Annotated in this window: 18 protein-coding genes and 1 pseudogene; 4 read left to right on the forward strand and 15 right to left on the reverse strand. The window is 56.7% G+C overall.

Going from position 1 to position 22,619, the window contains the following annotated elements:
• Positions 1-159 precede the first annotated feature (159 nt).
• Both ACR0KG_RS08815 and ACR0KG_RS08820 read left to right on the forward strand, forming a co-directional pair.
• The gene (locus tag ACR0KG_RS08815; RefSeq protein ID WP_480543894.1) at positions 160-807 is read left to right on the forward strand and encodes an IS6 family transposase; all 648 of its coding nucleotides are present in this window, start codon (positions 160-162) and stop codon (positions 805-807) included.
• Between the two features lie 118 nt (positions 808-925).
• A complete protein-coding gene (locus ACR0KG_RS08820; RefSeq protein WP_480543895.1) occupies positions 926-1,906 on the forward strand; it encodes an NAD-dependent epimerase/dehydratase family protein in 981 nt (326 codons plus the stop codon).
• A gap of 13 nt (positions 1,907-1,919) precedes the next feature.
• Here ACR0KG_RS08820 and ACR0KG_RS08825 read toward each other — a convergent pair whose 3' ends face one another.
• Entirely contained in the window at positions 1,920-3,356 is a 1,437-nt protein-coding gene (locus ACR0KG_RS08825) for a hypothetical protein (RefSeq protein WP_480827045.1), read from the reverse strand.
• A gap of 75 nt (positions 3,357-3,431) precedes the next feature.
• On the opposite strand from ACR0KG_RS08825, the gene ACR0KG_RS08830 reads away from it, so the two are divergent.
• Positions 3,432-4,733, forward strand: coding sequence for a hypothetical protein (locus tag ACR0KG_RS08830; protein ID WP_480827046.1), 1,302 nt, complete (start codon positions 3,432-3,434; stop codon positions 4,731-4,733).
• Positions 4,734-4,735: 2 nt separating this feature from the next.
• Here ACR0KG_RS08830 and ACR0KG_RS08835 read toward each other — a convergent pair whose 3' ends face one another.
• The 4 genes from ACR0KG_RS08835 to ACR0KG_RS08850 all read right to left on the reverse strand — a co-directional run bounded on the left by ACR0KG_RS08835 (position 4,736) and on the right by ACR0KG_RS08850 (position 10,098).
• On the reverse strand, positions 4,736-5,533 hold the full coding sequence (locus ACR0KG_RS08835) for an FkbM family methyltransferase (protein WP_480548137.1): 798 nt from the start codon (positions 5,531-5,533) through the stop codon (positions 4,736-4,738).
• A gap of 61 nt (positions 5,534-5,594) precedes the next feature.
• A complete protein-coding gene (locus ACR0KG_RS08840) occupies positions 5,595-7,073 on the reverse strand; it encodes a glycosyltransferase (RefSeq protein WP_480548135.1) in 1,479 nt (492 codons plus the stop codon).
• A 16-nt stretch (positions 7,074-7,089) separates the two neighbouring features.
• Entirely contained in the window at positions 7,090-8,382 is a 1,293-nt protein-coding gene (locus ACR0KG_RS08845; RefSeq protein WP_480827047.1) for a glycosyltransferase family 4 protein, read from the reverse strand.
• Between the two features lie 219 nt (positions 8,383-8,601).
• Positions 8,602-10,098 (reverse strand): glycosyltransferase, encoded by a 1,497-nt coding sequence (locus ACR0KG_RS08850; protein ID WP_480827048.1) that lies wholly within the window; start codon positions 10,096-10,098, stop codon positions 8,602-8,604.
• Positions 10,099-10,243: 145 nt separating this feature from the next.
• Here ACR0KG_RS08850 and ACR0KG_RS08855 point away from each other — a divergent pair.
• Positions 10,244-10,906 (forward strand): annotated as a pseudogene (locus ACR0KG_RS08855) (IS6 family transposase); the annotation flags it as partial.
• 34 nt (positions 10,907-10,940) lie between these two features.
• On the opposite strand, the gene ACR0KG_RS08860 reads toward ACR0KG_RS08855, so the two are convergent.
• From ACR0KG_RS08860 to ACR0KG_RS08905, 10 genes are all read right to left on the reverse strand, one after another.
• Positions 10,941-11,579 carry a LysR family transcriptional regulator gene (locus ACR0KG_RS08860; protein ID WP_480827049.1) on the reverse strand — a complete coding sequence of 213 codons (639 nt, stop codon included), beginning with the start codon at positions 11,577-11,579 and terminating at the stop codon, positions 10,941-10,943.
• Between the two features lie 62 nt (positions 11,580-11,641).
• Positions 11,642-12,631, reverse strand: coding sequence for an iminosuccinate reductase BhcD (gene bhcD, locus ACR0KG_RS08865; protein WP_480548129.1), 990 nt, complete (start codon positions 12,629-12,631; stop codon positions 11,642-11,644).
• Between the two features lie 15 nt (positions 12,632-12,646).
• A complete protein-coding gene (gene bhcC, locus ACR0KG_RS08870; protein WP_480548127.1) occupies positions 12,647-13,810 on the reverse strand; it encodes a 3-hydroxy-D-aspartate aldolase BhcC in 1,164 nt (387 codons plus the stop codon).
• A 10-nt stretch (positions 13,811-13,820) separates the two neighbouring features.
• Complete coding sequence (gene bhcB / locus ACR0KG_RS08875) at positions 13,821-14,795, reverse strand: beta-hydroxyaspartate dehydratase BhcB (RefSeq protein WP_480827050.1); 975 nt, start codon at positions 14,793-14,795, stop codon at positions 13,821-13,823.
• An 11-nt stretch (positions 14,796-14,806) separates the two neighbouring features.
• On the reverse strand, positions 14,807-15,997 hold the full coding sequence (gene bhcA, locus ACR0KG_RS08880; RefSeq protein ID WP_480548123.1) for an L-aspartate--glyoxylate aminotransferase BhcA: 1,191 nt from the start codon (positions 15,995-15,997) through the stop codon (positions 14,807-14,809).
• A gap of 315 nt (positions 15,998-16,312) precedes the next feature.
• Positions 16,313-17,533 carry an aminopeptidase P family protein gene (locus ACR0KG_RS08885; RefSeq protein ID WP_480827339.1) on the reverse strand — a complete coding sequence of 407 codons (1,221 nt, stop codon included), beginning with the start codon at positions 17,531-17,533 and terminating at the stop codon, positions 16,313-16,315.
• A gap of 165 nt (positions 17,534-17,698) precedes the next feature.
• Positions 17,699-18,910: an ABC transporter permease gene (locus ACR0KG_RS08890; RefSeq protein WP_480543907.1), complete on the reverse strand. Its 1,212-nt coding sequence runs from the start codon at positions 18,908-18,910 to the stop codon at positions 17,699-17,701.
• Between the two features lie 5 nt (positions 18,911-18,915).
• Entirely contained in the window at positions 18,916-20,190 is a 1,275-nt protein-coding gene (locus tag ACR0KG_RS08895; RefSeq protein ID WP_480827051.1) for an ABC transporter permease, read from the reverse strand.
• Between the two features lie 72 nt (positions 20,191-20,262).
• Entirely contained in the window at positions 20,263-21,354 is a 1,092-nt protein-coding gene (locus tag ACR0KG_RS08900) for an extracellular solute-binding protein (RefSeq protein ID WP_480827052.1), read from the reverse strand.
• Positions 21,355-21,456: 102 nt separating this feature from the next.
• A complete protein-coding gene (locus ACR0KG_RS08905) occupies positions 21,457-22,545 on the reverse strand; it encodes an ABC transporter ATP-binding protein (RefSeq protein ID WP_480827340.1) in 1,089 nt (362 codons plus the stop codon).
• Positions 22,546-22,619 lie beyond the last annotated feature (74 nt).

The raw sequence follows: 22,619 nt of genomic DNA on the forward strand, positions 1-22,619 counted from the left end.
ATGCGGAATGACCAAAGGCCTCATCCAAAAACTCCGCACCTCGAAGTATCTGCCCCTATCGCATGCGAGTTTGAGGTTGTGTTGCAAACTTTTGACCATTGACTTTTGTAGCGTCAGCGCCTGTGTGGCGAACGGCACTATCCAATTAAAGGTTGGTCCATGATTTCTTTCAAAAGCGCTCAGTATCCGAAAGACGTGATCTTGTTCGCGGTCTTCTTTTATGTCCGCTACGGTGTTTCCTATCGGGATCTAGAAGAAATCATGGCCGAGCGCGGTGTTTCGGTGGACCACACCACACTGAACCGATGGGTAACACGGTATTCCGGCGCGATCGCTGAAGCAGCGCGTCGCCGAAAAGGGTCATGTGATCGTTACTGGAGAATGGACGAAACTTATATCAAAGTGAAAGGTGCGTGGGTTTACCTCTACCGGGCCGTGGACAAACACTGCAAAACCCCTGATTTCATGCTTTCTCGACGTCGTAACAAACCTGCAGCCACAAACTTCTTTGCTCGAATGTTGGAGATCAACGGCCTTCCGCGAAAGATTGTCATCGACAAAAGCGGCGCAAACACAGCAGGTATCAAAGCCATCAACAAAATGCTGAAGGGCTTTGGATGTCCGATTCCAATCGAGATGGTGAGGCAGAAGTTCCTAAACAACATCGTCGAACAGGATCATCGGTTCATCAAGAGACGCACTCGACCAATGCTGGGGTTCAAAGCTTTCGAATCTGCTACAGCAACCCTCGCTGGAATCGAAGTCGCGAACATGATCCGCAAGGGCCAATTCACGCGCGCGAACTAGGTCATCTCTTTGTCCAATCAAATCAGAAGCGACCCGCGCATCATCACCCTTGCCCGGCGGATCGCAACCTGCAATAGCAATCTGAACCGAGATACTTGATTGCAGAAAGACGGATAGCATGAAAACGGCCCTTGTTTGTGGTGCAGGTGGGTTCATCGGATCGCACCTTGTTAAACGGCTGAAACGGGACGGTTTCTGGGTCCGGGGAGTGGATCTGAAGTATCCTGAGTTCGGGGAATCACATGCAGACGACTTCGTTATTTATGACCTGCGCGGGCGGGCGGAATGCCAAGCGTTGTTCGACTGCAAATTCGACGAAGTGTATCAGTTGGCTGCGGATATGGGCGGGGCCGGATACCTGTTCACCGGCGACAACGACGCCGATATCATGCACAATTCCGCAGCCATCAATCTGAACGTTCTTGATGCATGCAGGCGAGCCGATGCCGGACGCGTGTTCTACAGTTCGTCGGCCTGTGTTTATCCCGAATACAATCAGGAAGATACAGCCGCCCCGGTCACTCGAGAAGACAGTGTCTACCCAGCCTTGCCGGACAGTGAATATGGGTGGGAGAAACTGTTTTCCGAGCGCCTGTTCCTGAGCTTTAGCCGCAATCACGGCATGGAATGCCGGATCGCCCGATATCACAACATATTTGGCCCGGAAGGCACCTGGACCGGGGGGAAAGAGAAAGCCCCCGCCGCGATGTGCCGCAAGGTGGCTGAAGCCGAGGATGGTGGCACGATCGAAATCTGGGGTGATGGCAAACAGACGCGCTCGTTCCTGTATGTAGACGACTGTGTTGAAGCCACTGTCCGTCTGACCCGCAGTGATACATTTGCCGGGCCGGTCAATATTGGTTCGGAACAGATGGTCTCGATAAATGATCTGGCGAAGATGGTTGCCGGAATTGCCGGCAAGACCCTGCATATCCGCAACGTGCCCGGGCCCGAGGGCGTGCGCGGCCGCAATTCCCACAATGAACTGATCCGGAAAGAGCTGAATTGGGAACCGGTGACGGATCTTGCCGCCGGTCTGGCCCGAACATACCCGTGGGTGCGCAGTCAGCTAGAGCACGCCATGGCCGTCACCGCCTGACCACAGCCGACGGTCAGATCCGGGTCCAGAAAATATCGGCCCAAGGGTGATCCGGATCGCCCTTGGCTGCCAGATCCCGGCGCCAGATGCGCACGTGATAGGCCGAGATCAACGCACCCGCATCCAGCCCGATCCGAGTTTCAAGACGCCCCGACCCTGACTCGGGCACATCGAAGTCAATGCGGGCGGTGCCGATTGTTTCCGGTTGAGCTAGAATCGCGCATTGCCCCAGTACATCGCCATCAAAAACCGAGGCTTCAAAGATGCCGATCTGCCCTTTCTGCTCGGGCAGGGTGAGATAGGAAAACTCCACCGCATAGGGGCCGGGAGCGTCGATGGGCACATAAGGCCCATAGATCATGTGACCCGGCTGCCCGTCGGAAATTACCCCACCCAGATCGTGTCTGAAATCCCGGGTCTGCGGCATGTCCGTGCATTGAAACATATGCCGTCGCAGATCAGGTTTACCCGCCAGCACCACTTTTTGCCGGGTCTGCAGATAATCCGACCACAATGGATGTTGTGTCTGACTCGAACTCGGGAACACCAGAAGATAATCGGAGACTATCTGGGTATGAGCCCAGTTCCGCTCGGAGCAAGCCAGCCCGACATAAAGGTCACCGTTATGGATGAAAAAACAGGTTGGATCTATGATGCCATATCCCAGCTCGACAAAAGACTGGAATAGTTCAGTGAAGATGATGTCGATATGCAGATCATCATCCAGTGACCAAAAAAACGGTGTATGATGGACCCGGTTTGCAGTGGTGCGGCCCAGCCCCACAATGTCATTGCCCAGAGCCATTGCGTTGGCGCCGCCACGAAACAACGGGAACGGTTGATAGGATGCAGTGAGTTTGAAATCGAGCTCACGCTCGGCAACACAGATCGCGTGGCCGGACGTGGTATCAATCTTCAGCACCCGTATGGGGGCCAGCTGATGAACAGCAAACAGCTCACCGCCTCTCAGGAAAGGCTGCCAGTTTTTGCCAAAGTCAAAGTCGTCGTCATCCACCGTGATCGGAACACGGCGATCCGCTGCGAAATCATACAAATAGACTTTGGCTGCGGAGAAATAGGTGCCTAAAATCAGGGCAAAGGCCTTTTCCCCGTCGCTGACCACGCGGGGATCGCCGCCAAAACCAAGATCACGCTGTTCGACAATCTGATATCCGTCTTCTGACCGGGTGTACTGGGTCAGTATGATCTGATCGTCGTGAAAGTCGGGCTGCCCGATCCTGTCAAGTGTTGCAGTCATATCCCTTGCGTTCAGCGAATAGAGCGTATCGCGCCAGAATGCGAAGGAATAGAAATAGTCGTTATAAGCGCCGAACTTCGCCACGCGGTCGTAGTGCCATACCAGCTGCGCTGGTGTGTTGCGCATGTGCCGGGCAATGGCAGACAGGGATTGCAGCGCGCTGCAGCCGAGATGTCCTACAAGATCGTTCAAGGTCCAGGCCTTCGCGCTGTTGCGTCTGCCCGGCATTTAGCAGAAATAGGTGGCGAAGGTAAATCAGGCCAAGCTATGGGCGTTGAGATCATCTATCAGCAGGCTCGGTTCTCGGCACTGGGTGAGCAGGCCGAGGCCTTTCGTGCCTTTGCGGTGCTTGGCGATGAGGTAATCTCTGTGCATCGCCGATTTCGACTGCACAGAACCGATCAGTTGTTTCAGGGTGGATCCCTGGACAGCGAAGTTGTCCTAACCCGGCGTGTGTTGAGATCAGGCTGGTTCAAGCCTGCGCGAGAAGAAGTGCTGGGACAGGGCATCGATCCCCGAATTGTGTCGGATCGTAGCCGTGCTTTTGTGGTATATGCCGACTACTTGAGTGATGACGGATTTCGCGGGGTGTTCCGCGTGGTCGAACTGCCCTCTCGCCAAAGCCAGGTCTATGAACATACCGACTTCCCGATGGGCAAGAACTGGCAGCCGTTTTTGCGAGATGGCCGATTGTTTGTTTTGCACAGCTTTGCTCCGGCGCGGGTGATCGAACTGTGTCGGGACGGGCGCATCGAACCTGTGACCGAACTTCAAACCAACTATGACCAACCCGCGCCGCATGATGGCTATTCCATCTATCGGGGCGGATCAAACGGTCAGGCCGGACCCGATGGGGATGTCTATGGCTTTGGTCATTTCACCTATTCCAACTATTGCCACGCCCCGTTCCCATGGCTACTGACACAAGATGGCAAGGTTCAGTGTGGCGACGCCATGATGTTCCCGACGTTTCGCAAACAGGGTTTTCATCTGCACGATGTCACCTCGTTCTTCATCCATGAGGGACACGCCTATCTGGGTCTGTCGCTCAGTGAGCGCGACTGGTTTCATGCGCAGCGCATGGTGAATTTGTTGCTGCGGATCTCGGAAGATGATTTTGCCAATATGTTCGAAAACCCCGATATCTGGATCGATGATGGGCTAAGTCTGCGTGACACGAAGCGCGTTCAGACGATTTTGCCGGCAGATCAGGACTTCGATTGCCCGGTCGAGGATCATCTGGGATCGAGGCACAGTCTGGGTGAACCGGGTTTTGCACTAATGAGTCGGGATGTTCTTGAGACCAGCGCCGGTCGTACGTATCGGCTTGAGGTCACCTATCGTTGCCCCGGGGCTCCAGATCCCAAGGTCGGGTTTGTGCGGCTGAGCGGATATTCAGGAGCGAGGCTTATGTATCCGCCACATATCACCGAACTGCATCAGACAGCCGATGGCGAGGCCACAGCAATTATCGAGTTCACCGCAGATGAGGGGACTGAGCGAAAACTGAGCATCTGCACCTTTGGTCCGCAGCTGTTCATCCTCAACATCCGGTTGTCCGAGCTGTAGGATCAGATACTCCGCCCTTTAAGCAACACAAGATCGACAAAACCTCGGACCGATCCGTCCAGTAGGTCAGCATTCCAAATCGGCACAACCGATCCGTCATGCTTCAGTTTATAAATGGCAAACCCGGCCTCTTCGATCATGTCGATAAAGGCGCGCGCATCGATAGGCTGGTTTTCATAACGCGCTGGTGAAAACTCCATTACCACAACACATTGATCCGAACGGTCCAGCAAGGGGCGCAGACCTTCCCAGACCTGAGGCTCAAAACCTTCGACATCCATCTTGATGATGTCAGGCGTCAGTCGGCGTCCCAGCGTCTTTTCCAGTTTTGCAACTTCACTATGAGCGGCCACCACCGACACGTCTTCGAACCAGTCCGTCGGCTCGGAAAAGGACGCGTCACCCATGAACTCATCTTTGTGATAGAGCCTCAAGTTCTCGTCGCGGTTTGACAGACCTTTGGGAACGATATGCAGATGGCTGTCAAAGCCGTTCACGTTGGCGGATTTGCGCAATAGATCGACCATGCGCGCCTGTGGCTCGAAAGCCAGAACATATCCGTCTGGCCCGGCATGATGCGCCGCCAGAAGGCTGTAGAAGCCGCAGTTTGCACCAATGTCGAAAAACACTGAGCCGGGTGTAAGAACGGTCTCCAGATACGCGCTGACCCACGGCTCCCACCGGCCATCGGTTAGCAGATGCGGTGTGATGCTGATATCGCGCGTATCAACAAAGATCTTCCGATCAAAATAAGTGTAGGTCAGGGCCGTATAGTCACCCAGATAATGCGAGCGGTTCATGCTGTGACCTCTATCTTCTGCGGCGCGTTACGCGTCCGGATCGATGCGGTGGTGATTGATCTTATTCCGGGTGGGCTGGCCCACTATGTCGGGACTGATTTGAGATCGCAAACAGAAGGTCATCTGCCACATCGGACCAGCTGCGCAACGAGGTCTCTGCGATCTTTTGTTCCAGCGCTTGCCGGTGCTGCTGGTTAAGGAGCTTCTGAATCGAGTCCGCAATACTGTCCACATCCTCGGGCGCGCAATAGGTGACAAGATCACCTCCAACCTCGGGCAAAGACGATGCGCGAGACACAACAGCCGTCTTTCCATAGGCAAGGGATTCGCCAACCGACAGCCCCCACCCTTCGGACAGGCTGACTTGAACCGTGAACAGACATCTTCGATACAGCAGATCAAGCGCCTTGTCAGAAGGGCTGGAAATGATCTTGACAAGCCCGTAGCAATCTCCGGTTCCTTCCAGAAAGCGGACAAAATCATAGGGCATGTGACCGCTGTGACCTGCAAAAACCAAAGTAGGCAGATTGCGATGCCCGGCATCGAACAGTGCCTTCCAAGCCATCGCGATGCGCCGGACGTTTTTGCGGGCCTCGATCGTGCCGACGCACAGAACAAAAGGCTGGCAGAACACCTCGGTAAAGACCCGGTCCTGTCCGTCCAGATCAAAGGCGGCCGGATAGTTGATCGCAAGGTTTCGCCCTGCCGGGTCGTGTTCCAAAGAAACCTGCGTCCCAAGCGGTAGCGGGGCCTGAGCAAGCGGCAGTGTTCTGATCGGTAACCGATGGCCAATCAACTTGGTAAAGTGAGACAGTATTTCATGTGTGAAATTGGAATTGGTCAGAAAGAAATCGGAATAGTCGGCTGCCCAGTTCATCCAGTTCCAGAAGCTTCTGGCGGTTTCACCAGACACAAATTCCGGGGTCTCAAGCGGTATCAGATCATGGATCAGATGGTATTTCGTCACCGGCAGATCACGCAAAGCGTTCAGAATGTTCTTTTGCCATTCCTGCGTCACCATATCCAATTGGATCAGATGATCCCCGGGACGGCATACATCCCTAAAGTCGCGACCCCTCAATTGCTCGGGGCTGCGGCGCCGTAGCCTTTTCCACTGAGCACAGTCTATATTCACTTTTCTAAATCTGGCCTCAAACCCCAGCATTGCGGCCAGATCATAGCGCGCGCGATGAAACAGGTACTTGACCGGGCTACGCTGATATCTTCCGAGCACCGCGCCAATCGGGCCATCGAAGGCATCCGTATGAAACAACCGCCACAGGGTCCGCGTATCCAGTGGCCTTCTCTGGGCAATAGCCTCATACGGCGCGCATCGATAAGCGTTTCGAGCCCTGTCGCACCAAGAAAGATACAACCGATCCGTCGGCAGTTTCCCGGCCATCTCAGCCGCGAGAGTTAGAACGACCCTTTGAATGCCGGACAGTGCATCATGGGTTGCAACATGTTCCACCGTCCCCGAGATATCGAGAAAATAGGTAGACCCATCATCGGCGGATTGGCTCTGCGGTATGGAGGTCATTGGCAGACTGCTCTGGTCACTTTCCCGCACGCCCCTGTTGGAGCTGGGTCGGTTTTTCTGCTGTGATCAGATGTTCCAACAGGTCATCTGTCACATCCTCCCAAGATCGCAATCGCGGCTTTTCCGCAGTGATACGAGCTCGCAAACCCAGGCTGTGGGCCTTGTTCTGCGTCAACCCTGTGATGTGGGTGGCCAGAGTACTGGGATCGTCAGGATCGAAATACAGCGCGAGGTCGCCGCAAACCTCCGTCAACGCCGGGACATCCGTGCAGATGACGGGCGTACCGCACCAGAGCGCTTCCCCAGCCGGCAACCCCCAGCCTTCCATCCGCGACGGCAGAACGAGGGCACAAGCACCCCGGTACAGCGCAATCAATTCAGCCTGCGTTGGCTCATTGCAGATCTCAATGAACGGACGGAGCGAGGCCAAGCGCGGGCTTTTTAGAGTTTTTCGGGTGGTACGCCGCAAGCTTCCGGCCAGCACCAAGCGAGGTACCGGTTTGCCCTGGCTCTGCATCTGCAACAACGCTTCGAAGACTACCTCGAGGTTTTTGCGGCCCATCGTCAGCCCGACGGTCAGCAAGTAACCCTGCTTGGGCAGAGTTTTAACGTTTTCACCGGTATAGTCCTTGCATTCATGCGCCAGTTGGACGGTGCGAATATCCGGGCCATTGGGCAACAGGCCCTGTTGTGTAAAGTGCAGTATCTCGGATTTGGTGAACTCGGAATTCGCCAATACCAGACTGGAGCAGGCAAGGATGGTTCGGTTGTCGTCCAGAAACTTGCCTGGAAAATACGCCGTCTTGTGACCGAACTTTTTGTGCAACGGGATCAGGTCATGCAGCAATGGAACCACCGCTAGCATAACACCTTTTCGCCGCAAGGTTTGGATCGCATCCGAAATGATCTTGGGACGAGACGCTGACACAAGGGTTTTGTCGGTCATATCGATCGTGTCCGGCGCAAATTTGGCCCGCCGCCAGTTTGCCTGGTTGCGCTGTTGCATCAGGGGCCGCAATGCTTTCAGTAGCTTCCGGGTCACAGATCCGTATTGATCATGGGTTGACCGAATGCGGTACTCGGAAATCCCCAAGGGCACCGCTAGATCGACCTGCCCATTTTGGTCCGTCTGGGGTTGTATCTCGATAAATCCTTGATGAGCATAGGAAAAAACCGCGAATTGAACAGGGTCATTGCGTCGAGCCAGGACCTGAGCAATCTCCTCAACCACGCGTAAAATTCCATACATGCGGAATCGCCCGGTTGAGGCGCGAAACACCTCGGTCAGATCAAACACCAGTCCACTCATCAATTATACGCTATTCCTAAAGATGCGGTCCGCATTCTGCGAATATCTAGATTCAGATTGCCTATGGTATCCATCTAGATTTCAGCACTGGTTCGTTGTTCAAGCCTGCAGGTTTTGAAGCAGTTTTGAGCGTTGCTGCGCAGGTTGAGTATAAGCCTAACTTCATGTCGAATTCAAAGCCTGTTAGTTGTGTCTCGGAATTCCAGGTTTTGTGACACATCAATGCAACTTTTGCGCCTGAGAGTTGTTTGTGCCCACGGCCTTCAGCAAGTCTGCAGCAACATCACCCCAGTTGCGTAAGTTGTAATCGCTTATCTTGCGCTCCAGACTGGCGCGATGATCCGGATTCAACATCTTTGCAATAGCGCTGGCAATACTGGCGATGTCCTCCGGATCGCAATACTCCACCATCTCCCGGCCTACCTCCGGCAGAGAACTGACGTTTGAGACAACCGCCGTCTTGCCGTAAGCCAGCGCCTCGCCGACGGGCAGCCCCCAGCCCTCATAAAGCGAGGCCATAACCGTGAACATACATCGCCGATATAGCAGATCGAGCAGCACATCATCCGGTGTTTCGACAATCTGTGCATAGCCATAAAGATGACCTGTCGCCTGCATGGCCTGCTCAAAATCATCCCGCATGATCCCCGGTTTGCCAGCAAAAACGATCTTAGGTAGGTTGCAACATCCACTGTCCAACAGCGATTTCCATGCCATCAGAATACGCCAGTTGTTCTTACGGGCTTCAATCGTGCCAACGCACAAAACAAACGGCCCTGCCAAAATGGTGCGGACTTCATCCGCCAAGTCGCGGCAGTCATATGCGTCTGGATAGGTGCCCACGAGTTTTGAGGGCTGGGGCAACGGATCTGCCTGGTTGGGAATACTCAGTTTAGTTTGCGCCAGAGGAACAATCCCGACTGGTACCGACACCTCATGACGATCAACAAAAGTGCTGAGGTCCCTAAATGTCGCCTCGGAATTGACCAGAAACTGATCACTGATTCTCGCGGCACCTTCGAGCCAGTCAAAAAACAAGGTGGGCGCGTGATCAAAGCAAAGCTGCGGCCGGACCAGCGGTATCAGATCATGGACGAAAACAGAGATTTTTAACCCGAGTCTCTTTGCCTCGCCATAGGCCTGAACGTGCCGGGGGTGGTTTGAGAAATCCAGCACGATGAAACGATCGTCCGGAGTCGCAATGTCTTGCAATCTCTCGGTTCCGGCCGCTGAGACACCCGCAGTTTTTTGCCGAGTTCTGATGCTTCGCCAGTCGGCGGCCGTTATCCCGTATTTTCGGAGCTTGTCGTCTTTTCCGAGCCACCCCAACACGTCCAATCGCGTGCGATGAAACAGGTATCGTGCTCTATTCCGGCGGTACTTCCGTAACGGTGCTACGGGTTCAATCGACGTACGGTGCGGATGAAAGAACCGGCGCGCCTTAATTGGATTCGTGAAGGTATTTGCAGTCAGAGCGTTAAAAGGCATACACTTCAACGCGCCGCTTTTACCTTCACAATAGGTTAGATAAACTTGATGCGACGGCGCTATAGTCGAAAATCCGCTGACAATTTCGGTCAGGGCTCTCTGAATCCCAGAATAATGCGCGTTGCGCTGCAAAAAGTCGACCAAACCTGAAACATCAAAGAAGAACTTTATGGGCGGCCCTGACGACATATTGGCGGCGAGTTCACGTGTTTTTCCACGCTCGGACATAGACAACCTGCATCGAAACCAAAGCTGCTGCCACTAAACACATTTGACCCTGCAGTGACAATCGGTTCCCCGAGGGGTTCCGTCGCAAACTTTCGGCCATTGACGAGTGAATGACTGTCTGTCGTATCAAGTCGAAAGCCCGCTCATGATTTCCTTCAAAGGTGCACAGTATCCGAAAGATGTGATCCTATTCGCGGTATTCTTCTACGTTCGATACGGCGTTTCCTACCGCGATCTGGAAGAGATCATGGCAGAGCGAGGTGTTTCCGTCGATCACACAACGCTGAACCGCTGGGTGACACGGTACTCTTGCGCAATCGCTGAAACGGCACGCCGCCGCAAAGGCAAATGCAACCGCTCCTGGCGAATGGACGAAACGTATACTATAGTAAAGGGATCATGGGTTTACCTCTACCGAGGGGTCGACAAACACGGCAAAACTTTCGATTTCATGCTTTCACACCGTCGGAGCAAGCCTGCCGCCACCAAATTCTTCACCCGGATGTTGGAGCTCATTGGTCTACTGCAAAAAATTGTCGTTGACAAAAGCGGAGCCAAAACAGCTGGTATCAAGGCGATCAACAATATGCTGAAAGGCTTTGGCTGCCCGATCTCGATTGAGATGGTGAGGTGGAAATACCTGAACAACATCTTGGAACAGGACCATCGTTTCATCAAAAGACGCGTCCGGCCAATGCTAGGGTTCAAGGCGTTCGCTGCAGCGGCGGCAACCCTCGACGGAATCGAAGTGGCACACATGATCCGCAAAGGTCAAATCACGCCCGGAGTCTGTCCGTTTCGGCAATTTGCAAGAGCTGGCCGCTTAGCCCGCCGGTACAATGCTATCGCTGCCGCCAGTCAAAACTTCGCAACAGATCCCGGTTTGCCCCTGTCTTATCCGAGCGCGCGTTATCAAAACCGCAGTCGGAATGACAGTTGGGAGCAAAGTTTGCGACAGAATGGGCCGTGATCAGTTGCATCGGTTCCTCGACCAGCGTTCGAAAGATGACGCCCTGAGGCATCACCGAGGGTCTGGTAACCAGAGCTGCATCCAAATTTCCGCGCGCGAGTTCCGCCAATAGCGTACCGGTGAGGCCGGGTTTCAGATGCAAACCCAGTTTAGGTTGTTGCGCCTTCAGTCGGGCCATGGCCTGCGGGGCCAGACCTGTCAGCGTGGTGCGCAGGACGCCAAGCCGTATGGTACTGGCTAGCTCGCCTTGTTCATGAAGTGAGGGCACCAAACTGTCGTAATCCGCGATGATCTTGCGGGCTTTTTCGACCACTTGATGCGCGATCGGGGTCAGCTCGGGCGTGCGGGTGCTGCGATCAAACAGGGTGACCCCAAGATCAGCCTCAAGCACTTGCATCTGTTGGCTGACAGCGGCGTGGGTGACATGCACCACATCTGCCGCCGCGCTGAAGGTTTTGGTATCTGCAATCGCCACAAGTGTGCGCAGCATTCGGATGGTCACAGTCGGCATCTTTGAACTGAGAGGTGCCAACAGGTTAACCTGTTTTGGGGCCGTTTTGAAAAGGCTTGTATCTAGAGAATGGCGCGTTCCGCCAGCCCGGCCTCGTCGGCCATCCGCGCTGCGACCGAGGCGACGGCCAGGTCTTGAAGGCCCACGCCGGTGCCGTCGAACAGCGTGATCTCGTCATCGCTGCTGCGTCCCAGATGATCGCCGTTGATGACGGCCCCGACGGGCGTGATCTGATCCTCGGTCAATGTGCCGTTTGCGATGGCATGTTGCGCCTCGCCAATGGTGATGGACTGTGCGACCTCGTCGGTGAAGACGCTGGCCGAAGCGACCAGAGCGGGGTCGACCTCCTGCTTGCCTTTGGTGTCAGTGCCCATGCAGGCCAGATGCGTGCCGGGTTTGATCCAGTCTTTCATCAAAAGCGGTTCAAAGGCCGAGGTGATGGTGATGATCACATCTGCCTGTGCGCCCAGGTCTTCTTGACTGACCGCCTCGAAACCCAGCCCCAGCTCGGTCGCGACTGCGCCTAGGCGGGGCAGCATCTCGGGGTGCGGGTTCCAGGCGACGACTTTTTCAAAGTCGCGCTGTTCGGCGGCTGCGCGCAGCTGGAAGGTGGATTGATGGCCTGCGCCAACCATTCCCAGAACCTTGGCATCTTTGCGCGCCAGATGGGCGATGGAGACAGCTGAGGACGCGGCGGTGCGCACGGCGGTCAGGTAATTGCCGCCGACCAGCGCCGAGAGCCGCCCGGTATCGGGATCGAACAGAAAGACGGTGGACTGGTGGTTGGTCAACCCCTTGTCCATGTTACCCGGCCAGTAGCCGCCGGATTTGACGCCCAGCACCTGACCGGCGCGGTCGAAGCCGGATTTAAAGCCGTAAAGCGCGTCGGCATAGCCGATGGCCTCGCGGATGACCGGGAAGTTATAGGCGTCGCCGCGCGCCATGGCAGCGAAGACGTCTTGCACAGCTTCGAATGCCTCAGCGCGGCCAACCAGTTGCTGGCAGAGGTCTTCTCCGACGATCAGCAGGGGTTTGTCAGTCATATCTTTCATGATCCTTTCCCCGGTTCAGAAGGCTTTGCCGCGCGCGGAGACCGGCCAAAGCGCTTCAACTTTGCCGTTCCGAACACCCACATACCAATCATGCACATTGGCGGTCGGGTCGCAGTGACCGGGTACCAAATGCAGCTTGTCATTGACTTTCAGAATCCCGTCCGGGTCCGACACGACGCCGTGTTCGTCCGAGCATTTGATGTATTCCACATCCGAGCGACCAAAGATCACCGGCAAGCCGCTGTCGACGGACTGGGCTTTGAGACCGGCATCTACGATGGCCTTGTCGGCCTTGGCATGGCTCATGACGCTGGTCAGGATGAAGAAGGCGTTCTCCCACTCGCCCCGGTCGATGCGGTTGCCCTGTTCATCGAGGATGCGGCCATAGTCGGCATCCATGAAGGCGTAGGAGCCGCATTGCAGTTCGTTATACACGCCCGAGGTGCTTTCGAAGTAGTAAGACCCGGTGCCGCCGCCGCCGACGATGTCGCAGTCCAGCCCTTCGGCCTTGAGCCCGTCTACGGCGTCTTTGACCTGTGCCACGGCGATGTCGATCTTGGCTTTGCGATCCTCGTAGAGGTCCATGTGCTGCATCGCACCCTGATAGGCCTGGATGCCAGCAAACTTGAGACCCGGGGCTGCGTCGATGGCTTTGGCGATAGCGATGACCTCGGGCGTGGTGGTCACGCCGCACCGGCCTGCGCCGCAATCGATCTCGACCAGGCATTCGATCTGGGTGCCGTGGCGCTGCGCGGCCTCGGACAGGTCGGCGACATTGTCGATATCGTCGACGCAGCAGATGGTCCGCGCACCCAGCTTGGGCATCCGCGCCAACCGGTCGATCTTGGCCGGGTCACGCACCTGATTGGACACAAGCACGTCCTTGATGCCGCCACGGGCAAAGACTTCGGCCTCGGACACTTTTTGGCAACAGACACCGCAGGCGCCGCCCATCTCGACCTGCAGCCGCGCCACGTCGACGGATTTGTGCATCTTGCCATGCACCCGGTGGCGCATGCCGTGGGCTTTGGCGTAATCGCCCATTTTCTTGATGTTGCGCTCTAGCGCGTCCAGATCCAGCACCAGAGCCGGGGTCTGGATGTCGGATGCGTCCATGCCGATGGCGGCGGGGATGTCAAAGCCGACCTCAAGCTGGTCGATGTTTACAGGCTTGTTCATGATGTCCTCCTCAACCCTTGATCCAGGGCAGTTTGTCCAGATCCACATTGCCGCCGGTGATGATCACGCCGACACGTTTGCCTTTGAAGACCTCGGGGTGTTTCAGGATGGTGGCCAGCGGCAAGGCGCAGCTGGGCTCCATCACGATGCGCAGGTATGTCCAGGTGATCTTCATCGCCGCGATAATCTCGTCCTCGCTGGCGGTGTGGATGTCGCTGACGAAGTTCGACACGAAGTGCCAGGTGTTTTCCTTCAGTGGCACTTTCAGCCCATCGGCGATGGTGACCGGCGCGTCATCGGCGATGATGTGACCCGCCTTGAAGCTGCGATAGGCGTCATCGGCCTGTTCCGGTTCCGAGGCATAGATCTGCACCTCAGGCGCCAGGTTCGACAGGGTCAGGCAGGTGCCCGAGATCATGCCTCCGCCGCCGATGGGCGCAACCACCGCGTCCAGACTGTCGGTTTGTTCCAGCAGTTCTGCCGAGCACGTCGCTTGCCCCGCGATCACGCGAGGATCGTTATAGGGGTGCACGAACTCACCACCCGTACGGGCCTGCACTTCGGCAAATACCGCCTCGCGCGAGGTGGTTGAAGGCTCGCATTCGGCGATGATGCCGCCATAGCGGCGTACCGCGTCTTTTTTGGCTTGCGGCGCTGTGCGCGGCATCACCACGTTGCAGGGGATGCCCCGGCGGCCAGCGGCATAAGATAGGCTGAGCGCATGGTTGCCGCTGGAATGCGTGCAGACACCGCGCTGGGCGGCCTCATCATTCAGGCCAAAGACCGCGTTGCAGGCGCCGCGCACTTTGAAGGCCCCGGCCTCCTGAAAGTTTTCGCATTTGAAGAACAGCTGCGCGCCTGTCAGATCGTCCAGATAGGCCGAGCGCAGCAGCGGTGTGCGGTTGATATGCGGCCTGATCCGCTCATGCGCCTCGCGCATATCGGCGATGGTCAGGCAATCGGCAGTGGTCATCGCGTCAAGCATCGGGGCCCTCCTTACGCTGCGGATTTCATTGGGGCTGCGTGGCTTGCACGGAAGTATTCCTGTGCCGCCGCAACACCGCTGCCCAGCTTGATCGGATAGTCCAGATCGGCCATGGCCATTTCGATTGTGGCCAGACCGGACAGAACCATCACATCTGTCAGGCTGCCTAGATGGCCGATACGGAAGGATTTGCCGTTCATCTCACCCAGACCGATGCCGAAGCTGACGCCATAGGCGTTGAAGGCATGATCGGTCAGCGCATTGCTGTCGAAGCCCTCGGGCACATAAATCGCGCTGACGGTGTCTGAGTAGAGATCAGGTGACTGCGCCACCAGATCCAACCCCCAGGCTGAGATGGCTTTGCGCACGCCTTCGGCCAGGCGGAAATGGCGGGCATAAACATTGTCGAGCCCTTCTTCGAACAGCATCTTCAGGCTTTCGCGCAAGCCATAGATCAGTTGCAGTGGTGGGGTGTAGGGAAAGCCGCCCGAGGAGTTGGCCTTCATCATGTCGCGGAAATCAAAGAAGGTGCGCGGCAGTTGCGCGGTCTCGATCGCCGCCAGCGCCTTGGGGCTGACACACAGGATCGCCATGCCGGTGGCCAGCATGAAGCCCTTTTGCGAGCCTGACACTGCGATATCAACGCCCCAATCATCAAACGCGAATGGCATTGAGGCCAGAGAGCTGACGCAATCCACAAACAGCATCGCGGGGTGACTGCAGCCGTCCAATGCCTTGCGTACGGCGGCGATATCCGATCGCACACCGGTGGCGGTTTCGTTATGGGTGACCAGAACGGCCTTGATCTCATTGGCTTTGTCGACGGCCAAAGCCTCGGCAAACTTATCCGCCGGCGCGCCGCTACCCCAGGCGCATTCTATGATCCGAACATCCAGCCCATGACGTTGGCACAGGTCGATCCAGCGGTGGCTAAACATGCCATAGCGGGCGACCAGAACCGTATCGCCGGGGCTGAGCGTGTTGGTCACTGCGGCCTCCCACCCGCCAGTTCCGCTGGCAGGGAAGGTAATGATCTGTCCGGTCGTGGTGCCGAAGACTGTTTTGGTGTCTTCCAGAACCGGCGCGAAGGTCTCAACGAAATCCGGAGCGCGGTGGTCCTGAGTCTGTACCTGCATCGCCAGGCGCAAACGGTCGGGGATGTTGGTGGGGCCGGGAATAAAGACCGGGTTCTGGTTGGACATTGTCGCTTCCTCCGCTTTGAGAAGAGTGTCCTATCCGGTGGTCAGAACTGCAATTTTCTCGAAAATGTTTTTTGGGAGGATAGGAAGTCGCGTAAATCACTGGAAATGAAAGAAAGCTTAATTTTTCATTTTGATGGGATAAAATTGAGTGAATTAAAAAATGCGTGTGAGGCGAGCAAATTTTAGAAAGTCTGCGCGAGATTGATCTCGGATTCGTTCGTGATGTTTGTGGTTTGATAGCTGTCGCGTCCAATGTCTTTTTTGCGCAAGAGCAGTTAGGGAAGATAGGCGGGGCCGGGGCCCCGCCTAAGCGCTTTAGGCACCGATGATGTTGTGGCCGGGGCCATACGGGAAGCCGGTGATGTTTTCGGCGCCATCGTCGCCCACGATCAGAATGTCATGTTCGCGATAGCCGCCCGCGCCGGGTTGGCCTTCGGGGATCCACAGCATCGGCTCGATCGAGACGACCATGCCGGGTTCCAGCACTGTGTCGATATCCTCGCGCAGTTCCAAACCGGCCTCGCGCCCGTAGTAGTGGCTGAGGATGCCGAACGAGTGGCCGTAGCCGAAGGAGCGGTAGTCCAGCAGGCCTTCCTGAGCGAAGAAGCGGTTGATCTCGGCGGTGATGCCAGAACAAGTTGCGCCGGGTTTGATCAGGCTGAGGCCAAGCTCATGCGCGGCCACGTTGGCCTGCCACAGGCGCAGGCTTTCGGCGTCGGGCTCGCCCAAGAACAGGGTGCGTTCCAGTGCGGTGTAGTAGCCCGAGATCATCGGGAAGGTGTTCAGCGATAGAATATCGCCCTTTTGCAGCGCGCGTTTGGTGACCGGATTGTGGGCGCCGTCGGTGTTCAGACCTGACTGGAACCAGACCCAGGTGTCGCGGTATTCGGCCTGCGGATAGGCGCGGGCGATTTCCTCTTCCATTGCGTCGCGGCCTGCCATGGCAATCTCGATCTCGGTTGCACCTTCGCGGATCGCGGCGTGGATGGCGGCGCCGCCCACATCGGCGGTGCGCGCGCCGCCTTTGATCAGCTCGATCTCTTCGGCGGATTTGACCATGCGGGCGGCCATGGTGTCGGGTGCGATATCCACCAGTTCAGGCGCATCCAGCATGCGCAGGGCGGTATCGCGAGCGGCCAGCGTCATGTGATCGCCTTCGATGCCGACGCGTTTCGCGCCACCGATCAGGCTGGCCACCGCGCGCCAGTAATTGTCGCGCTGCCAGTCGGTGTAGATCACATTTTCATCGACCGAACGGCGCCAGGGCTGACCCGCATCGATATTGGCCGACACGGTTGTGCAGGCATCCTGCGTGACGACGCAGCCATAGGGGCGGCCAAAGGCGCAATACAGAAAGCCCGAGTAATAGGCGATATTCTGCATCGAGGTCAGCAGCACGGCGGGAATGTCCCGTTGTGCCATGACGGCCCGCAGCTTGGACAGGCGGCGGTCGTATTCACCTTGGCTAAAGGGCAGGGGGGCCTTTTCACCATTGTGGCAGGTGAAGAATTCGGGGCGATTGGATAGGTCTTTCATCATACGGTCTCTCATCTATGCCGGGAAACGCAAGAACCCGGCCACATGTCCCGGCGTTCAGGACAGGCGGTCTCGGGGTCCGAGAGCCGATCACCCCCGTAAGTGCCGCGACGCCATCGCAGCGGGGGTGAACAGGAAAATCGTTAGATCAGACCATGCGATCCGTCAAGCGGGGGAAAGCCCCCGCAGACGTTCCGAACGACGGCGCAGCAATTCGACCGTGGTCAGCAACGCGATGGACAGCACCACAAGGATCGTGGCGACCGCCAGGATGGTCGGGCTGATCTGTTCGCGCAGGCCGGTGAACATCTGCCAGGGCAGGGTTTTCTGGCTGGCGGAGCCGACGAACAGGACCACCACAACCTCGTCAAACGAGGTTATGAAGGCGAACAGCCCGCCCGAGATCACGCCCGGCAGGATCAGCGGCATCTGGATCTTGAAGAACGTCCGTACCGGGCCCGCACCCATATTTGCCGCCGCACGGGTCAGCGAACGGTCAAAGCCCACCAGTGTTGCGGTCACGGTGATGATGACAAAAGGAATGCCAAGTACGGCATGGGCTAGAATGACCTTCAAATAGCCCACGAAGTTCTTGTTCATGCCCAGCGTGCCTTCCAGAAAGCGGCCAATGTCGCTGTAAAAGAAGAACATGCCTGTGGCCGAGATGATCAGTGGCACGATCATGGGGGAAATCAGGATACCCATGATGGCGCGTCGTCCCGGCACGTGGGATTGGCTGAGACCGATGGCAGCCAACGTGCCCAGCGTCACGGACAGAACCGTCGCAATCGGCGCGATGATCAGTGAGTTCTTGAAGCTGCGCTGCCATTCATTGTTGGTGAAGAAATCGCGGTAATGCTTGAGCGAATACCCCTCGGGGTCGAGCCGCAGCATCTCCGGCGTGAAGGTAAAGAAGTCCTGGGCGTTGAACGACAGCGGCAGAACCACAAGGATAGGTGTGATCAGGAAGACGAAGATCGCACCACAGATCACACGGAACAGGTAGTGATAGAACACCTGTTTCGCGGTCAGGTATGGCAGCAACTTCTGGCGATACCGGCCTTCATACAGCCAATAGGTGAACCAGGCAAAAAACCACCCGCCCAGCAGGCCCAGGACGCCGCCAAGGGGTCCGGCAAGCAGGAACCCTCCGATCCCGAAGCCCAGGATGTTGATCCAGCGGGCCAGTTGTTCGTTTTTTAGGACAGTGATGTAGACCCAGGCCAGCGCGGCGATCAGGGCGGCGCCGATCAAAATACCCAGGAAAATTGACCCATTGCCTGCGCCGACAAAGACGCCGGCAAAAGCCCCGGCCAATGCCAAGCTGGGCAGGACCATCGAAAGCGGTTTGCGGGATATCGGAGTAAGTGCGGCCATCTTGATTATCCCAGCTTCACGTTATCAATGCCCACGATCTTGTCGTAGCACCAGTAGAGCAGCAGCACGACCGCGAGAAGGATGGTCCCAAGTGCCGCGGCCAGTCCCCAGTTCAGCGAGGACGAGATATGGTAGGCGATCCGGTTCGAGATGAACACGCCCTTGGTGCCGCCCACGATTTCCGGCGTGATGTAGTAGCCGATGGCCAGAATAAACACGAGGATCGAGCCCGCGCCAATGCCCGGAATGGATTGCGGGAAATAGATGCGCCAGAAGGTTGTCCAGTTGGTGGCCCCCATGGATTTCGCGGCGCGGGTGTAAGAGTGCGGAATGGTCTGCATCACCGAATACATTGGCAGGATCATGAACGGCAACAGGATATGCGTCATCGCGATGATCGTTCCGATTTGGTTGTTGATGATCACCAGCCGTGCGTCATCGGCCACCAGACCAAGCCAGACAAGGGTTTCGTTGATCACCCCCTGTTGTTGCAGCATGACCTTCCACGCTGAGGTTCGCACCAAGAGCGACGTCCAAAACGGCAGGAGAACCAATATCATCAATATGTTCGAAACGCGCATCGGCAGGGTCGCCAGCAAATAGCTAACCGGGTAGGCCAACAGGATGCACGAGGCGGTGATCACCAGCGACATGAACAGGGTCCGGCCGAACAGCTTGATCAAGATCTGCTTGTCTTCGGGCTGGGATTGCGCGCCCTCGGGCGTGCGGCGCATATCAACCGCATTCAGAAAATAGCCATTCGTCACTGCAGGCGAGTGCGTCTTGATGACCGCCCAGGTGTTGGGCTCTCCCCAGCCGTCGTGGATTTCAATAATCTGATCTTTGAACGGCCCGTCTGTTTCGGGGTCCAGCTTTTTGATTTGACGACCGGACCGGCGGAACATCGAAGACATGCCTGTTTCTTCGTAGTTCAGACGCGAGCCCAGACGGGTATGCGTTTTGTTGTCGATGGCGACAACCATGTCGCGGACAAAGGCGTCATAGACGGCCTCGTCCGGCAATTCACCGGATTTTTCATCCCACTCGTTCAGGGCCTGAACCGTCAGCGGCAGGGTTTCGGCGACAATGCTGTTTTCGACCGAACGAAACAGCATCGAAGCGATAGGAACGATGAAGGAGAACATGACAAACAGAAGCAGCGGGGCGATCAGCATCAAAGCCCTGAGCTTTTGCCGTCGCAATGACCGCGCCAGTGACTGTTTCAGCGGCGTACCGTCTGCAGCCAGCATTGGCCCTGCGTTTTCGCTTGCGTCCGTCATCATTGTACCCTGTTTTGTCTTGGTCTGGGGGCGGCGCACCGCCCCCGACGATTTTATGACGTCAAGCCCGGCTTATTGTGCCAGCCACGCCTGGAATTTGGCGTCGATGTCATCACGGTAGTCAGCCCAGAACTCGTAGTTATAGAGGAACGTGTTCTTGGCGTTTTCCGGATCGGTCGGCATATGCGGTGCCATGTCGATGCCCAGATCGGCATGCTGACCAACCAGCGGCGCCGAGGAGGCGCGGGCCGGGCCATACGAGATGTATTTGGCCTGATCTGCCAGACGCTGCGTATCGGTCGCGAACATGATGTAGTCCAGAGCCTGTTGCTGACGCTCTTCGCTTAGACCGGCGGGAATGATCCAGCCGTCCAGATCGAACACCTGCGCGTCCCACAGCATGGCGACGGGCTGGTTCTGCTCTTCGATGACGCTGAACAGACGACCGTTATAGGTCGAACCCATCACAACCTCGCCATCGGCCAGCAGCTGCGGTGTATCAGCACCGGCAGACCACCAGACAACGCTATCTTTGATGGTGCCCAGCTTGGCCAGCGCCTGGTTCTGACCTTCTTCGGTGGCCAGAACGTCATAGACGTCATCCTTGGCGACGCCGTCACAGATCAGAGCCCATTCCATGTTGTTGATCGGACGCTTCTCAAGCGAACGCTTGCCCGGATAAGTTTCCAGATCGAAAACCGCGCAGACATCAGTGGGCGGAGTGTCGCCAACCAGGTCGGTGCGATAGCCGAAGGTCGTCGAGTAAACGATCTGTGGGATAAAGCAGTCGCTGACCAGCAGGTCACCGAAGTCTTCCGAAGCAGGTGTGCCATCGGGTGCCGGTGCCAGCATTGTGTCGGGGTCGATTTCCAATGCCAGACCTTCGTCGCACAGGCGGATCGCGTCAGCGGCAACCACGTCCACCACATCCCATGTGATGTTGCCCGCTTCGTTCATGGCGCGCAGTTTCGCGACCGCTTCGGCCGAGCTGTCATCATTCAGGATGGTGACGCCGGTCTTTTCCGAATAGGGCTCGTGATACGCTTTTAGCTGAGACTTCGAATAAGCACCGCCCCACGAGACGATTGTCATCTCTTGAGCTGAAACGGCACCAGCAGCCGTCGCAAGCGCGGCCACAGTCAGTAGTGTCTTTGTCGGTTTCATATGATACTCCCAGTAAGTCCCGTTTGTTGTAGTGTCAGCTGGCGCACGGGTTTTCGCCAGCCGGTCCCTCGGTGAAACCGCGCTTGTACTGCGCGGTTTGGTCTATGCGTCAAGCGCACGACAATCCTTTGCCAGCCAGCCAATGTCGATCTCTTGGCCGGGCTGAAGGCGAATGGCATCGGGGGCGTTGCGCGTCTTGACGATGAACTCGTCATTCCCGGCAACCGACATGCGGAAGCGGAACACATCACCCATATAGATGAACTCCTTGACCGTTGCCTTCAGCGTATGTGCATCGGCATGCAGGCGGTCCTTGTTGAATTCGACGCGTTCGGGCCGGATAGACACTTTGGTCCGATCACCCGGAGCGTTCACATTGATTGGAACCGCATCAATCTCGGACCCGTCATCCAATTGCACAACGCAGGTGTCGCCATCAATCGATTTGATCACGCCTTCCATTGTATTGTTTTCACCAATAAACTGCGCAACGAAGCTGTTTTCGGGTTCCTCATACAGCTGATCCGGCGGGGCCAGCTGCTGAATGCGGCCATCATCGAACACTGCGACGCGATCTGACATGGTCAGCGCTTCGGTCTGGTCGTGGGTTACGTAGACCGTCGTGATGCCCAGCTCATGTGCAAGGCGGGTGATTTCGAACTGCATATGCTCGCGCAGCTGTTTGTCCAACGCGCCCAGCGGTTCGTCCATCAAGACCAACTCAGGCTCAAACACCAGCGCACGCGCCAGTGCGATCCGCTGTTGCTGACCCCCGGAAAGCTGCGCCGGACGGCGGCCGCCAAAGGCTCCCATCTGAACCATATCCAGCGCGCGTTTGACCTTTTCCTCGCGCTCGGACTTGCCCAGTTTGCGCACCTCAAGCGGGAACGAGAGGTTCTCGGCCACGGTCATATGCGGGAACAGGGCGTAGTTCTGAAAGACCATGCCGATGCCACGCTTGTGCGGCGGGATGTTGTTGATCGGCTTGCCGTCCAGAAGAATTTCACCATGGGTGGCGGTTTCAAACCCGGCCAGCATCATCAGACATGTTGTCTTGCCCGAACCCGAGGGGCCCAGCATGGTCAGAAATTCACCTTTTGGCATGGCGAGGTTAAGATCTTTGACGACGAGGTTTTCGCCATCATAAGATTTTTGAACGCGTTGGAATTCGACAAACGCGGCGTCGTTCATAGATTCGGTCACAAGACCCCCTGTAGCGTCAAATGATTATCCGCGTTTTGCGGATTTCATTGATCTGTCCGAAA

Source organism: Ruegeria sp. H4 (genome assembly GCF_056533065.1).

Coding starts and splice junctions, on each gene's coding strand:
- ACR0KG_RS08815 (WP_480543894.1), top strand. CDS start 160: ATGATTTCTTTCAAAAGCGCTCAGTATCCGAAAGACGTGATCTTGTTC.
- ACR0KG_RS08820 (WP_480543895.1), top strand. CDS start 926: ATGAAAACGGCCCTTGTTTGTGGTGCAGGTGGGTTCATCGGATCGCAC.
- ACR0KG_RS08830 (WP_480827046.1), top strand. CDS start 3,432: ATGGGCGTTGAGATCATCTATCAGCAGGCTCGGTTCTCGGCACTGGGT.
- ACR0KG_RS08835 (WP_480548137.1), bottom strand. CDS start 5,533: ATGAACCGCTCGCATTATCTGGGTGACTATACGGCCCTGACCTACACT.
- ACR0KG_RS08840 (WP_480548135.1), bottom strand. CDS start 7,073: ATGACCTCCATACCGCAGAGCCAATCCGCCGATGATGGGTCTACCTAT.
- ACR0KG_RS08845 (WP_480827047.1), bottom strand. CDS start 8,382: ATGAGTGGACTGGTGTTTGATCTGACCGAGGTGTTTCGCGCCTCAACC.
- ACR0KG_RS08850 (WP_480827048.1), bottom strand. CDS start 10,098: ATGTCCGAGCGTGGAAAAACACGTGAACTCGCCGCCAATATGTCGTCA.
- ACR0KG_RS08860 (WP_480827049.1), bottom strand. CDS start 11,579: ATGCCGACTGTGACCATCCGAATGCTGCGCACACTTGTGGCGATTGCA.
- bhcD (WP_480548129.1), bottom strand. CDS start 12,631: ATGAAAGATATGACTGACAAACCCCTGCTGATCGTCGGAGAAGACCTC.
- bhcC (WP_480548127.1), bottom strand. CDS start 13,810: ATGAACAAGCCTGTAAACATCGACCAGCTTGAGGTCGGCTTTGACATC.
- bhcB (WP_480827050.1), bottom strand. CDS start 14,795: ATGCTTGACGCGATGACCACTGCCGATTGCCTGACCATCGCCGATATG.
- bhcA (WP_480548123.1), bottom strand. CDS start 15,997: ATGTCCAACCAGAACCCGGTCTTTATTCCCGGCCCCACCAACATCCCC.
- ACR0KG_RS08885 (WP_480827339.1), bottom strand. CDS start 17,533: ATGAAAGACCTATCCAATCGCCCCGAATTCTTCACCTGCCACAATGGT.
- ACR0KG_RS08890 (WP_480543907.1), bottom strand. CDS start 18,910: ATGGCCGCACTTACTCCGATATCCCGCAAACCGCTTTCGATGGTCCTG.
- ACR0KG_RS08895 (WP_480827051.1), bottom strand. CDS start 20,190: ATGACGGACGCAAGCGAAAACGCAGGGCCAATGCTGGCTGCAGACGGT.
- ACR0KG_RS08900 (WP_480827052.1), bottom strand. CDS start 21,354: ATGAAACCGACAAAGACACTACTGACTGTGGCCGCGCTTGCGACGGCT.
- ACR0KG_RS08905 (WP_480827340.1), bottom strand. CDS start 22,545: ATGAACGACGCCGCGTTTGTCGAATTCCAACGCGTTCAAAAATCTTAT.